The organism is Streptococcus mitis (assembly GCF_003942795.1).
In the GTDB taxonomy this organism is placed as follows: Bacteria; Bacillota; Bacilli; order Lactobacillales; family Streptococcaceae; genus Streptococcus; species Streptococcus mitis_BJ.
This window is the reverse complement of sequence record NZ_RJNY01000013.1, coordinates 13,488-27,781: the sequence shown is the minus strand read 5'-3', so window position 1 is coordinate 27,781 and position 14,294 is coordinate 13,488. Positions and strand designations below refer to the sequence as shown.

Annotated in this window: 12 protein-coding genes and 1 riboswitch; of the genes, 10 read left to right on the top strand and 2 right to left on the bottom strand. The window is 41.8% G+C overall.

Going from position 1 to position 14,294, the window contains the following annotated elements; genetic code table 11:
- Nucleotides 1-12: 12 nt before the first annotated feature.
- From D8847_RS06820 to D8847_RS06805, 4 genes are read left to right on the top strand one after another with little or no spacing between them, the layout of a single operon-like run.
- Nucleotides 13-1,509 (top strand): ABC transporter permease, encoded by a 1,497-nt coding sequence (locus D8847_RS06820; protein WP_125841065.1) that lies wholly within the window; start codon nt 13-15, stop codon nt 1,507-1,509.
- The gene (oppC, locus tag D8847_RS06815; RefSeq protein WP_000103693.1) at nt 1,509-2,435 is read left to right on the top strand and encodes an oligopeptide ABC transporter permease OppC; all 927 of its coding nucleotides are present in this window, start codon (nt 1,509-1,511) and stop codon (nt 2,433-2,435) included. Before D8847_RS06820 ends, oppC begins: the two co-directional genes overlap by 1 nt.
- 8 nt (nt 2,436-2,443) lie before the next feature.
- Nucleotides 2,444-3,511, top strand: a complete 1,068-nt coding sequence (locus D8847_RS06810) for an ABC transporter ATP-binding protein (RefSeq protein WP_000159802.1) — start codon at nt 2,444-2,446, stop codon at nt 3,509-3,511.
- A gap of 10 nt (nt 3,512-3,521) precedes the next feature.
- Nucleotides 3,522-4,451, top strand: coding sequence for an ATP-binding cassette domain-containing protein (locus tag D8847_RS06805; RefSeq protein WP_125841064.1), 930 nt, complete (start codon nt 3,522-3,524; stop codon nt 4,449-4,451).
- A gap of 88 nt (nt 4,452-4,539) precedes the next feature.
- Here the strand turns inward: D8847_RS06805 and D8847_RS06800 are convergent, their stop codons facing one another.
- Entirely contained in the window at nt 4,540-5,979 is a 1,440-nt protein-coding gene (locus D8847_RS06800) for a TrkH family potassium uptake protein (RefSeq protein WP_125841063.1), read from the bottom strand.
- A gap of 3 nt (nt 5,980-5,982) precedes the next feature.
- A complete protein-coding gene (gene trkA, locus D8847_RS06795) occupies nt 5,983-7,332 on the bottom strand; it encodes a Trk system potassium transporter TrkA (protein ID WP_125841062.1) in 1,350 nt (449 codons plus the stop codon).
- A 402-nt stretch (nt 7,333-7,734) separates the two neighbouring features.
- Between trkA and D8847_RS06785 the strand changes: the two genes are divergently transcribed.
- The 6 genes from D8847_RS06785 to pheT all read left to right on the top strand — a co-directional run bounded on the left by D8847_RS06785 (nt 7,735) and on the right by pheT (nt 14,194).
- Nucleotides 7,735-8,238 (top strand): tRNA (cytidine(34)-2'-O)-methyltransferase, encoded by a 504-nt coding sequence (locus D8847_RS06785; RefSeq protein ID WP_000181355.1) that lies wholly within the window; start codon nt 7,735-7,737, stop codon nt 8,236-8,238.
- A 40-nt stretch (nt 8,239-8,278) separates the two neighbouring features.
- Nucleotides 8,279-8,497, top strand: a riboswitch (FMN riboswitch).
- Nucleotides 8,498-8,650: 153 nt separating this feature from the next.
- Nucleotides 8,651-9,214, top strand: a complete 564-nt coding sequence (locus tag D8847_RS06780; RefSeq protein WP_125841061.1) for an ECF transporter S component — start codon at nt 8,651-8,653, stop codon at nt 9,212-9,214.
- Complete coding sequence (locus D8847_RS06775; RefSeq protein WP_125841060.1) at nt 9,204-9,854, top strand: phosphatase PAP2 family protein; 651 nt, start codon at nt 9,204-9,206, stop codon at nt 9,852-9,854. The genes D8847_RS06780 and D8847_RS06775 overlap by 11 nt, the downstream gene beginning before the upstream one ends.
- 27 nt (nt 9,855-9,881) lie before the next feature.
- Complete coding sequence (locus tag D8847_RS06770; protein WP_125841059.1) at nt 9,882-10,301, top strand: chromosome partitioning protein ParB; 420 nt, start codon at nt 9,882-9,884, stop codon at nt 10,299-10,301.
- Between the two features lie 310 nt (nt 10,302-10,611).
- The gene (pheS, locus tag D8847_RS06765) at nt 10,612-11,658 is read left to right on the top strand and encodes a phenylalanine--tRNA ligase subunit alpha (RefSeq protein WP_084868660.1); all 1,047 of its coding nucleotides are present in this window, start codon (nt 10,612-10,614) and stop codon (nt 11,656-11,658) included.
- A gap of 130 nt (nt 11,659-11,788) precedes the next feature.
- Nucleotides 11,789-14,194: a phenylalanine--tRNA ligase subunit beta gene (pheT, locus tag D8847_RS06760; protein ID WP_125841058.1), complete on the top strand. Its 2,406-nt coding sequence runs from the start codon at nt 11,789-11,791 to the stop codon at nt 14,192-14,194.
- Nucleotides 14,195-14,294 lie beyond the last annotated feature (100 nt).

The window sequence follows — 14,294 nt, the reverse complement described above, 5'->3', positions numbered from 1 at the left end:
AAAGGAAACGATATGAAGAAATATATTTTTATGCGTGTATTACGTTCATTGTTGTCCATTTTCTTGGTGACAACCTTGACCTACACAATTATCTATACGATGGTTCCTCGAAAATTGATTTTCAAGCAGGATACCAACTATAACAAGATTGCAACGACGCCGGACAAGCGGGATAATTATGAGAATACCGTTTATGAACGTATGGGCTATATCGAGTATTATGATACCAAGGAGTTGCAAGAAAAAGCTAGCACAATGGACTCATCTGTAACAGTAGATGCCAATGACACCAATAAGGCAATCTACGAAAAATACATCAACCAACTAGGAAATGGTTGGACACTCGGTGTGTTCTCAGAAAGTGGTCAATTCTATGCTACGCGTGAAATTCCGATTTTTGAACGTGTCTTCAAATTCTATGCCAACTTGCTTGATATTGATCATACAAATAAGATTCAAGACCCTGAAAATCCAAACTTGGAACGTTATCTTCGTTTTGAAAATGACCCTGCTATCGGTTGGTCATTGGTTGGTTCAGGTACCAAACATAAATACCTTTTGTATTTCAACAATCAATTCCCATTTGTACACCAAAACTTTGTGAACATTAACTTGGGTGACTCTTACCCAACTTATGCAAATACACCGGTGCTTCAAGTTATCACACAAGGTCAAGGACAAACTAAGACATCAGAAGTTCAATTCCCTACTGGTAAAAAGACTTCGTCTGTAGATATTTACTCTCGTACCTACAAATCTCCAAGTCAAGCAGATGCGCGTGAAATGGCTAACTATGGTAAGGACGATCCATATACAGCTACAGAAAGTAACTACCAATATCCATCTATGATTGCAAGCTCAGCTGTTGCTGGTTTGATTGGTTTGATTATTTCTTATGCTATTGCGATTCCTCTTGGATCTGCTATGGCTCGCCACAAGAATACTTGGATTGACAGCTTCTCAACAGGTGTTCTAACCTTCTTGCTTGCACTTCCAACGATTGCCTTGGTTTATATCGTTCGCTTGATTGGATCATCTATTGGTCTACCTGACTCATTCCCTATCTTGGGGGCTGGAGATTGGCGTTCCTATGTCTTGCCAGCAGTCATTCTAGGTTTGCTGGGAGCACCAAGTACAGCAATCTGGATTCGTCGTTACATGATTGACTTGCAATCTCAAGACTTCGTTCGTTTTGCTCGTGCAAAAGGTTTATCTGAAAAAGAAATCTCAAATAAACACGTCTTTAAAAATGCCATGGTTCCTTTGGTTTCAGGTATTCCAGGTGCCGTAATCGGGGTTATTGGTGGTGCAACATTGACAGAAACAGTCTTCGCCTTCCCAGGTATGGGTAAAATGTTGATTGACTCTGTTAAGGCATCAAATAACTCAATGGTAGTTGGTCTCGTCTTCATCTTTACATGTATTTCTATCTTCTCACTCTTTGTAGGAGATATCTGGATGACCATGCTTGACCCACGTATTAAATTGACAGAGAAAGGAGGCAAATAATGTCAACAATTGATAAAGAAAAATTTCAGTTCGTAAAACGTGATGATTTTGCCTCTGAAACGATTGATGCTCCTGCCTACTCTTACTGGGGCTCTGTATTTAGACAGTTTTTAAAGAAAAAATCAACAGTCATTATGTTGGGAATATTGGTAGCTATTATTTTGATGAGTTTTATCTATCCGATGTTTTCAGACTTTGACTTTAACGATGTAAGTAAGGTAAATGACTTTAGCGCTCGTTTTATTAAGCCCAATGCCGAACACTGGTTTGGTACTGATAGCAATGGTAAATCCTTGTTTGATGGAGTTTGGTTTGGTGCGCGTAACTCTATCCTCATCTCTGTCATTGCCACTTTTATCAACCTTGTGATTGGGGTGATTGTTGGTGGAATTTGGGGGATTTCCAAATCTGTTGACCGCGTCATGATGGAAGTTTATAACATTATTTCAAACATTCCATCTCTCTTGATTGTTATCGTCTTGACTTACTCAATTGGTGCTGGTTTCTGGAATTTGATCTTTGCTATGAGTGTGACGACTTGGATCGGTATTGCTTATTCAATTCGTATTCAAATCATGCGTTACCGTGACTTGGAATACAACCTTGCTTCTCAAACACTTGGAACACCAACCTTTAAAATCATCGTGAAAAATATCATGCCACAATTGGTATCTGTTATTGTTTCTACGATGACCTTGATGTTGCCAAGCTTTATCTCTTATGAGGCATTCCTTTCTTTCTTTGGATTGGGATTGCCTGTAACAGTGCCAAGTTTGGGACGTTTGATCTCAGATTACTCACAAAACGTTACGACCAACGCGTACTTGTTCTGGATTCCATTGACAACCTTGATTTTGGTATCCCTATCTCTATTCGTTGTTGGTCAGAACTTAGCGGATGCTAGTGATCCACGTACACATAGATAGGAGTAGACATGACAAAAGAAAGTAATGTAATTTTGACTGCTCGCGATATCGTCGTGGAATTTGACGTTCGTGACAAAGTTCTAACAGCTATCAGAGGCGTTTCTCTAGAACTGATTGAAGGAGAAGTTCTTGCCTTGGTAGGTGAGTCTGGTTCTGGTAAATCTGTATTAACAAAAACCTTTACAGGGATGTTAGAAGATAATGGACGCATTGCCCAAGGAAGCATCGACTATCGTGGACAAGACTTGACAGCTCTTACTTCTAACAAGGAATGGGAGAAAATCCGTGGTGCTAAAATTGCAACCATCTTCCAAGACCCAATGACAAGTTTGGATCCAATTAATACAATCGGTAGCCAAATCACAGAAGTTATCGTTAAACACCAAGGGAAAACAGCTAAGGAAGCCAAAGAAATGGCAATTGATTATATGAACAAGGTCGGAATTCCAGACGCTGAAAAACGTTTTGACGAGTATCCTTTCCAATATTCTGGAGGGATGCGCCAACGTATCGTTATTGCCATTGCCCTTGCGTGTCGTCCAGATATTTTGATCTGTGACGAACCAACGACGGCTCTTGATGTAACCATTCAAGCGCAAATCATTGATTTGCTTAAAACTTTGCAAGATGAGTACCACTTCACCATTATCTTTATCACTCATGACCTTGGTGTGGTAGCAAGTATTGCCGATAAGGTAGCGGTTATGTATGCTGGTGAAATTGTAGAATACGGTACTGTTGAGGAAGTCTTCTACGACCCACGTCATCCATATACTTGGAGTCTCTTGTCTAGCTTGCCACAGCTCGCTGATGATAAAGGGGAATTGTACTCTATCCCAGGAACACCGCCGTCTCTTTATACGGAGTTGAAAGGTGATGCCTTTGCCCTTCGTTCAGATTATGCGATGCAAATTGACTTTGAACAGAAAGCACCTCAGTTTTCAGTCACTGATACTCACTGGGCTAAGACTTGGTTGCTTCATGAGAATGCTCCTAAGGTTGAAAAACCAGAAATCATCGCAGATTTACATGATAAAATTCGTGATAAAATGGGCTTTGCTCATCTAGAAGACTAGGAGGAAGGAAATGTCTGAAAAATTAGTAGAAATTAAAGATTTAGAAATTTCCTTCGGTGAAGGAAGTAAGAAGTTTGTTGCCGTTAAAAACGCTAACTTCTTTATCAACAAGGGAGAAACTTTCTCTCTCGTTGGTGAATCTGGTAGTGGGAAAACAACCATTGGTCGTGCCATTATTGGTTTGAATAATACTAGTAAAGGTNAAATCATCTTTGATGGTCATAAAATTAATGGGAAAAAATCTCATAAGGAATCTTCAGAGTTGATCCGCCGTATCCAGATGATTTTCCAAGACCCTGCAGCCAGTTTAAATGAACGTGCGACAGTTGACTATATCATCTCTGAAGGTCTTTACAACTACCACTTGTTCAAAGATGAAGAAGAGCGAAAAGAAAAAGTTCAAAAGATGATTCATGAAGTTGGTCTTTTGAAAGAGCACTTGACTCGTTACCCACACGAGTTTTCTGGTGGTCAACGTCAACGTATTGGAATTGCCCGTGCTCTTGTGATGGAACCTGATTTCGTTATTGCGGATGAGCCAATTTCAGCCTTGGACGTGTCTGTTCGTGCGCAAGTCTTGAACTTGCTCAAGAAGTTTCAAAAAGAATTGGGCTTGACCTATCTCTTCATTGCGCATGACTTGTCAGTTGTTCGTTTTATCTCAGATCGTATCGCAGTTATCTATAAAGGTGTTATTGTTGAAGTAGCGGAGACAGAGGAGCTGTTTAACAATCCGGTTCATCCGTACACTCAAGCACTTCTATCTGCTGTACCGATTCCAGATCCAATCTTGGAACGTAAGAAGGTCTTGAAAGTCTATGATCCTAGCCAACATGACTATGAGACAGACAAACCATCTATGGTGGAAATTCGTCCAGGTCACTATGTTTGGGCTAATCAAGCGGAAGTTGCTCGCTACAAAGAAGCACTTAAAAAATAAACAGATTAGGAGGGGACCGAAAGGTCTTCTCATTTTTAATAGAAAAACTCCCCTTTCACTAGCTTGTAAAAGGGGAGTTGTATTATAATTAGCGTTTGGACCAGGTACGTTTCATAAAGAGAAGCAAAATGGGATAAATCTCTAGACGACCTGCAATCATTGCAAATGAGAGAAGGATTTTAGAGATGGGACTAAAGATAGCAAAACTAGAAGTTGTACCTAGAATAGGTCCGATGTTATTGAAACAACTGAAGACAGCACTGGTAATAACTAGAAAATCATTGCTATCTAGACTGACAATGAAGATAAGTGATAGTAAAATCATCACATAAATGACAAAATATTTTAGGACCTTGTGCTGGGTATCCTTATCAATCACAGTTTTATTGACATGTAGAGTCAATACGCGATGAGGAGATAAGATGGACAAGATCTGATTTTTTGCAATTTTTGAAAGGATGAGCCCTCTGATAACTTTGAGTCCACCTGCGGTTGATCCAGCAGAGCCGCCGATTCCCATGAGGAAGAGGAGGATAAATTGGGAGAAGAGGGGCCAGTTGGTGATATCTCCATAACCAAAACCAGTTGTTGTGATGATATTGGACACCTGGAAGAGGGCCATTTCAAAGCTCTGAGAGACACTTTGGTAGAGATGGAGCGTATTGAGAGTAATCAAGCCTGTAGAAACTAGGACAATGATTACATACGTACGAAGTTCTTCATCACCAAAGAAAGCCTTAACTCGACGGAGCATGAGGCAGTAGTAGAGATTAAAGTTGACCCCAAAAACCAGAACTCCGATACTGACGAGATAGGTGATGAGTGGGCTGCCGTAGTGGGCAATTCCGTCGTTATAGACGGTGAAGCCTCCGGTTCCTGCCGTTCCCATAGCAATGACAAAGCTATCAAATAGAGGCATGCCAGCTAGATAGTAGATGACTACAAAAAGTGAGAAGAGCCCTAAATAAAGCAGATAGAGGATCTGGGCGGTATTTTTCAGTTTGGATACAACCTTGCCAAAGACAGGCCCAGGGACCTCAGCCTTCATCACCTCTAAGTGACTATTCTTGGCATTGTCCATAATGGCAAGCGCGAAGACGAGTACCCCCATCCCTCCAATCAAGTGAGTGAAACTTCGCCAGAAGAGGAGGGAACGGCTGAGAACGGAGACATCTGTCAGAATGGTTGCTCCTGTAGTTGTAAAACCAGAACTGATTTCAAAGAAGGCATCGATGACACTTGGGATTTGTCCTGAAAAGACAAAGGGAAGCGCTCCAAAGAAAGACCATAGAATCCAACAGAGGGCGACGATTAAGACTCCTTCCTTAGTATAAATTCGCTGATTTTTGGGTTTCCGTAAAATTCCCAAGCTACCAAGAAGTATTAAAATTCCAATTGTTGTAAAGAGTGCTGTAAATACTTGGCTGGATTCTTGATAATAGGTTGCTACGCTAACGGGCACTAGGAGGAGAACCGCCTCAATCAAGAGGAGTTTTGAGAGGAGGTAACGAATCATACTTTTATTCATCTTTTACCTCTCAATCAGATCATAAATCTTGGTGATATTTGGTAATAAGGTCGTCACGAGTAACTGATCTCCTACCTCAAGTCTATCCTCTCCAGTAGGGAAGATTGTTTTTCCTTTTCGGATAATGGCTGCGATGAGAACCCCTTTCTTCAATTTCAGATGTGAAAGAGGTTTGGCAGTCATTTTATTAGCTTCCTTGATTTGGAATTGAAGAGTTTCAATTTGACCGTTTGCTAGATGGTGCATGGCTTGAAGGTCTGAGTATTGAGCGTTTACTCGACCACGGATAAAGTGCATAATGGTATCCACTGCAATGCTTTTGGGTGTGATGATACTTGAAAAATCAGGTGCATGGATAATCTCTAAAAGGCTTGTTCGGTTGACCTTGGTGATATTCTTATGGACACCAACACGGTCTAAGAACATAGAGGTAATGATGTTTTCCTCATCAACTCCAGTCAAAGTTGCAACTGCATCATAGTGGGGAGCACTTTCTTCCAGCAAAATGTCTTTTGCAGTTCCATCTCCTTGGACAATATAGAGATTGGGGAACTTTTCACTGAAGAAACGAGCTCTTTCAGGATTGATCTCGATGACCTTGGTATCAATGCGACTGTCTTTTAAAATGCCAAGTAGGTAATAAGCAATTTTTCCAGCACCAACGATGAGCAAGCTTTTCACTGTACGTGATTTGAAATAGTTATGGAAGAGCATCATATCCACACGATTCCCAGTAACAAAAATTCTATCTCTGTCCTGAATGGTGATATCACCGCTCGGAATCATAAGTTGATGGTCTCGTTCCATAGCGCAGACAATGATATTGCCAAATTTTTTACGAAAATCTGAGATTGACATTTGACAGAGACCACTGGAATCTTTGACAACAAACTCCATCAGATTGACCCGTCCCCCTGAGAACCGCTCAACTGAGAGTGCATTCGGAAAATCAATGATATTTGAGATAGCACGGGCGGCTAGGAGTTCTGGGTTAACGATAAGTGAGAATCCAAGAATATTTTTCTCTTTGAAATAGGCATTGGAGTATTCAGGATTTCGCACTCGAACGATAGTTTCTTTAGCGCCCATTTTTTTAGCAAGTACTGCTGAAATCATATTCACTTCATCGTGTTCCGTTAGAGCGATAAAGATATCACACTCTTGAACGCCGGCTTGCTCTAAGATAGCAAAGTCTGCTCCATTTCCAAGGAGTCCCATGATATCAAAGCGACTGACAATNTGATCGAGAACAGCCTCATCTTGTTCGATGAGGACAACGTCGTGTTTTTCTGCAACCAGTGAACGACAGAGGGCGAAACCGACTTTCCCTCCACCAACAAGGACAATTTTCATATAAAAACCCTACTTTTTCATGATGTAACTATCATACCCTTTTTTAGCAAAAAATGCACTTGCCAAGCCATTTTAGAGGATAAGAAAAGACTTTTTGTAAGTTTTCAAAGATAAAATTGCTCACCTTTCATAGAAATGTCTATTATATGAAGTGATTTCGCTCATTTAATATCCTTTCTCAGAAAAAGAATGACTAAGTATGGAAATATTATCAAAAAAAGTAAAAAAATCAAGTCGTTTCTATTGACAATGATTCTGAAAGTGTTATACTAAGAAAGTAGCTTCGCTGATTTACTTCAAACCTGTTGTGAGGTAAGTTAACGATGCCTTAACCACGCTGTTTGCTGAGCTTGACTCCGGGCAGTGTGGCTATTTTTTTGCAATGGTGAAAGGAAGCAAGTCATGACAAATCACATTGTATTATTTGAACCTCAGATTCCACAAAATACAGGTAACATTGCGCGTACTTGCGCTGCGACCAATTCTCCCCTTCACATCATCAAACCGATGGGATTTCCTATTGATGATCGCAAGATGAAGCGAGCTGGATTAGATTATTGGGATAAGTTAGATATTTATTTTTATGACAGCTTGGAAGATTTCATGTCTCAAATGAAGGGAAAACTCTATCTGATTTCGAAATTTGCTGAGAAGGTGTATTCTGAGGTAGATTTATCGACTGACGAGGACCATTATTTTCTCTTTGGACGTGAAGACAAGGGCTTGCCTGAGGACTTTATGCGAGAACATCCTGAGAAAGCTCTCCGTATTCCTATGAACGATGAACACGTCCGCAGTCTTAATGTTTCGAATACCGTCTGCATGATTGTCTATGAGGCTCTTCGTCAGCAGAATTTTGCAGGTCTTGAGCTTGTTCACACCTATGAAGCAGATAAATTGAAATAATCAAAATGCTTGCACTTGCAAGCGTTTTTTGTTATGATTAAAGGGTCTTCAGGGCTGGGTGAGATTCCCGACCGGCGGTGACTTTAACTAGCTATCTTGGCTTACTCTTCGTTGTCTTGTCTCGATATACTTTAAGTATTATCTTCGACTGCGATGCCTAGATAAATCTAAAATATCTTAGTTAAAGAAGTCCGCGAGCGCAAGCTGATGTGGTGCGATTCCACAACCGACAGTATAGTCTGGATGGGAGAAGACGAAAGAATAGCTTTGTCTGTTCTGATGAGTTTATAGATGAATTGCAACCGCTTGCTCAAAAGAGTGAGAGGGAGCTTTTGGGATATAAAAAGTGAGAATAGATAGAGGGATCCTTTCCAACTTCTTCTGATTTTATAGAAAATTGGAGGAACCTGTTATGACAAACACACGTCGACTTTCGACCATTGCGATTTTATCAGCCATTTCATTTGTGCTGATGTACTTTGACTTTCCGCTCTTGCCAGCTGCGACCTTCCTCAAGATCGAGTTTAGTATCTTGCCAGTCCTTGTGGGTCTGGTGGTCATGGATTTGCCAGCTGCACTAGGAATCCTCTTGCTTCGCTCACTCTTGAAGTTGCTTCTGAATAGCCAGGGAGTGAATACCTACATTGGTTTGCCAATGAATATCGTGGCCTTGGGAGTTTTTGTTATCGCCTTTGGTTTGATTTGGAAAAAGGAACGCAGCACCCTTCGTTTCCTACTAGCATCTCTAGCGGGAACTATTGGATTGACTTCTGCGATGTTGGTTCTCAACTATGTTTATGCGGTTCCTTTGTACGCGCAGTTTGCTAACTTTGATATTGGAAAAATTTTGGGACTTTCCAACTACCTAATGACCATGGTTTTACCTTTTAACTTGATTGAGGGTGTAATCTTTGCTGTTTCATTCTGGTTGCTGTATGTCCTCTTAAAACCAACCTTAAAATATCATGAGAGATAAACAAACATTTTTAATGAAGGGCAGTTTTGCCCTTTTACTTTTCGTCCTTCTTGGCTATATGGTTAAGTTCTATCCTGAAACGCTGGTCGGTTTTGATCAACCGCTTCAGACTGCTCTTCGTGGGGACTTGCCAGATTATTTGACAGTTCTGTTCCGTGCCCTTACGCATTTGATTGATATCCCAGTGATTATCACCTGGGTTGCCATCGTAACCTTTATCTTTTATCGTAAGCAGTGGAAGATAGAAAGCTACTTCATGGCGGGCAATCTAGCCTTAGCCGGTCTTTTGATCGTGACCTTTAAAAATATTTACCAGCGTCCACGACCAGCTATCTTACACTTGGTAGAGGAGAAGGGGTTTTCTTTTCCAAGTGGGCATTCTCTGGCAGTGACGCTGATGGTAGGGACTTTGATTATCATTCTTAGTCAACGAATTAAAGATCCAGTCTGGAGAAAAATTGTGCAAATCGTTCTTGGCTTCTACCTGGTCAGTGTGCTGCTATCTCGGGTCTATCTGGGAGTTCACTACCCATCAGATGTTCTTGCCAGTTTCTGTGTAGGTTTGGGAGTCTTGTTTATCGAATTTCCCTTCTATGACAAGCTTCGCTTCCAATGGCGATTTAAAGGCAAGCAGAAGTGAGCATCAAATTCCTTTGAGGAAAAAGAAATGAAAGTCGACATAAAAGCTCTCCATCCGACTCAACTATACTTATCAGAAAAGAAGTTACAAGATATCCAGACACTTTATCAGTCGGCAGAAATAATCAACGTTGCTCCAATCAGTATTCTTGCGTTCGGAAACTGCTTGTTGATTACAGACGGGCATCACAGGGCTTATCAGGCTTTATTGGCAGGTAGGGATACGATTTCTGCTGAGTGGGATAGAGATGGTGGCGATGAACTGTATTATCTCTATGCGCAAGCTTGCGAGGAAAGAAAGATTTACTCTGTTTTGGATTTAAAAGACTGTATCTTAGCTCAAGATGAGTATGAAGCAAAATGGTATAACTGGTGTGATGGTTTTAATCAAGCAGCAACTCTTTTATTGAAAAGGAAAGCAGATGAAACAGGTCCTACAAATAGATAGTGCATTGCGTCTTATTCCTTTTTATATTGAAATTAGTCTGGTCTAACTTGTTTTTTAACTAAAAATTTGATAAACTATGTAGTAATTGAATAGAAATCCGCAAGACTAGTAACTCAAGGGAAGTATATCAGGGAGGAGAGCCGTGACTGCAAGCTCTCTATATGAAAGCTGAGTGAATTCACTTGCGCATGGATTTAGAAATGAAGGTCTGACTTGTCAGATGAAACGGATGGTACCGCGTGTCAACGCTCCGAGTGGAGTTTTTGACATGTGGTTTTCTTTTTATCTACGAGCGACTGATGGAGGAATTATGTCAACTATTGAAGAACAATTAAAAGCGCTTCGCGAAGAAACGCTGGCTAGCTTGAAGCAGATTACTGCTGAAAATGAAAAAGAGATGCAAGAATTGCGTGTCTCTGTCCTTGGGAAAAAAGGTTCACTGACTGAAATCCTTAAAGGGATGAAGGATGTATCGGCTGAAATGCGCCCTGTCATCGGGAAACACGTCAATGAAGCTCGTGATGTCTTGACAGCAGCCTTTGAGGAAACAGCGAAACTCTTGGAAGAAAAGAAAGTCGCAGCTCAACTGGCTAGCGAGAGTATCGATGTGACACTTCCAGGTCGTCCGGTAGCGACTGGTCACCGTCACGTTCTCACACAAACCAGTGAAGAAATCGAAGATATTTTTATCGGTATGGGTTACCAAGTCGTGGATGGTTTTGAAGTGGAGCAAGACTACTATAACTTCGAGCGTATGAACCTTCCGAAAGATCACCCAGCCCGTGATATGCAGGACACCTTCTACATCACAGAAGAGATTTTACTCCGTACCCACACGTCTCCAGTTCAGGCGCGTGCTATGGACGCCCATGATTTTTCAAAAGGTCCTTTGAAAATGATCTCACCAGGTCGTGTGTTCCGTCGTGATACGGACGATGCGACCCACAGTCACCAATTCCACCAAATCGAAGGTTTGGTTGTTGGGAAAAACATCTCTATGGCAGATCTTCAAGGAACCCTTCAGTTGATTGTCCAAAAAATGTTCGGTGAAGAGCGTCAAATTCGTTTGCGCCCATCTTATTTCCCATTCACAGAGCCATCTGTTGAAGTGGATGTTTCCTGCTTCAAGTGTGGTGGAGAAGGCTGTAACGTATGTAAGAAAACAGGTTGGATCGAAATTATGGGTGCTGGTATGGTTCACCCACGTGTCCTTGAAATGAGCGGTATCGATGCGACTGTTTACTCTGGCTTTGCCTTTGGTCTTGGTCAAGAGCGTGTAGCCATGCTTCGTTACGGAATCAACGATATCCGTGGGTTCTATCAAGGCGATGTCCGCTTCTCAGAACAGTTTAAATAAGATTGAAATCTGAAACACAGTCCTATACAGTCCTAGTCATTTTCTCTCAATGAGAAATGGTGAGGACTGATTCAAAGAAAAAGAAAGGAATTGAAAAGGTCTCTCTTACTGGGATCTTACAATCAGAATTATGTTAGTATCATACAAATGGTTAAAAGAATTGGTGGACATTGACGTGCCATCACAAGAGTTGGCTGAGAAAATGTCAACTACAGGGATTGAGGTCGAAGGTGTCGAATCACCGGCTGCTGGTCTCTCAAAAATTGTCGTTGGTAAAGTCTTGTCTTGCGAAGATGTGCCAGAAACTCACCTTCATGTTTGTCAGGTTAACGTTGGCGAAGAAGAAGCCCGTCAAATCGTTTGTGGTGCCCCAAATGTGCGTGCTGGTATCAAGGTCATGGTGGCTCTTCCAGGAGCTCGTATCGCGGACAATTACAAAATCAAAAAAGGAAAAATCCGTGGCTTAGAGTCTCTCGGAATGATCTGTTCACTTGGTGAATTGGGGATTTCTGACTCAGTTATACCAAAGGAATTTGCAGATGGTATTCAAATCTTGCCTCAAGATGCTATTCCTGGGGACGAAGTCTTTTCTTACCTAGACTTGGATGATGAAATTATCGAACTTTCAATCACTCCAAACCGTGCAGATGCTCTATCTATGCGTGGAGTAGCGCACGAAGTGGCAGCTATCTATGACAAGGCAGTTAGCTTTAAGGAATTCAGTTTAACAGAAACAAATGAAAGTGCAGCAGATGCTCTTTCTGTAGGGATTGAAACAGATAAGGCGCCATATTATGCGGCCCGTATCTTGGACAATGTGACCATCGCACCAAGTCCACAATGGTTGCAAAACCTTCTTATGAACGAAGGCATCCGTCCGATTAACAATGTGGTCGACGTGACCAACTATATCCTACTCTACTTTGGTCAGCCTATGCATGCATTTGACTTGGATACCTTTGAAGGCAATGACATCCGTGTGCGTGAAGCGCGTGCTGGTGAAAAGTTGGTGACCTTGGACGGTGAAGAATGTGAGTTGGAAACAAATGACTTAGTGATTACTGTCGCTGACAAACCAGTCGCCCTTGCAGGTGTCATGGGTGGAGAGGCTACAGAAATCTCTGAAAAATCTAGTCGTGTTGTGTTAGAAGCTGCTGTTTTCAATGGCACATCTATTCGTAAGACTAGCGGACGCCTTAACCTTCGTTCGGAATCATCTTCTCGTTTTGAAAAAGGGATCAATGTGGCAACAGTCAATGAGGCCTTGGATGCTGCAGCTAGCATGATTGCAGAACTTGCAGGTGCGACGGTGCGTAAGGGCATCGTTTCAGCGGGAGCGCTTGACACTTCAGATGTAGAAGTATCTTCAACTCTTGCCGATGTCAACCGTGTCCTTGGAACAGAACTTTCATACGCTGATGTCGAAGATGTCTTCCGTCGTCTTGGCTTTGGTCTTTCTGGAAATGAAGACAGCTTTACCGTTAGCGTTCCACGTCGTCGTTGGGATATCGCCATCGAAGCGGACCTCTTTGAAGAAATCGCTCGTATCTATGGTTATGACCGTTTGCCAACCAGTCTTCCAAAAGATGATGGTACAGCAGGTGAATTGACTGCAACACAAAAATTGCGTCGCCAAGTCCGTACGATTGCTGAAGGGGCAGGCTTGACAGAAATCATTACCTACGCTCTAACAACTCCTGAAAAAGCAGTTGAGTTCACAGCTCAACCAAGTAACCTTACAGAACTTATGTGGCCAATGACAGTGGATCGCTCCGTTCTCCGTCAAAATATGGTCTCTGGTATCCTTGATACGGTGGCCTACAACGTGGCTCGTAAGAACAAAAACTTGGCACTTTACGAGATTGGAAAAGTCTTTGAACAAACAGGAAATCCAAAAGAAGATCTACCAAACGAGATCAACAGCTTTGCCTTTGTCTTGACAGGCTTGGTTGCTGAAAAAGACTTCCAAACAGCAGCAGTTCCAGTTGATTTCTTCTATGCTAAGGGAATCCTTGAAGCGCTTTTTGCTCGCTTGGGGCTTGAAGTGACTTATACAGCAACAGATGAAATTGCTAGTCTTCACCCAGGCCGTACAGCTGTGATTTCACTCGGTGACCAAGTTCTTGGTTTCCTTGGCCAAGTGCATCCAGTCACTGCGAAGGCTTATGATATTCCAGAAACGTATGTAGCGGAGCTCAACCTTTCAGCCATCGAAGCTGCCCTTCAACCAGCTATTCCATTTGTGGAAATTACCAAATTCCCAGCGGTTAGTCGTGATATTGCTCTACTTCTCAAAGCAGAAGTCACTCACCAAGAAGTTGTAGATGCTATCCGAGCTGCAGGCGTGAAACGTTTGACAGATATCAAACTCTTTGACGTCTTCTTAGGTGAAAAATTAGGACTTGGTATGAAGTCAATGGCCTATAGCTTGACCTTCCAAAATCCAGAAGACAGCTTGACAGACGAAGAAGTCGCACGCTACATGGAAAAAATCCAAGCATCACTCGAAGAAAAAGTCAATGCAGAAGTGCGTTAACTCATCAATCCATCCTTCGGGGTGGATTTTTAGTTTTAAGAGAACAGTTCAGAAGAGAAAAGCGACAGTTGAGGAGGGAACTATCTCAGAAATCCTTTAA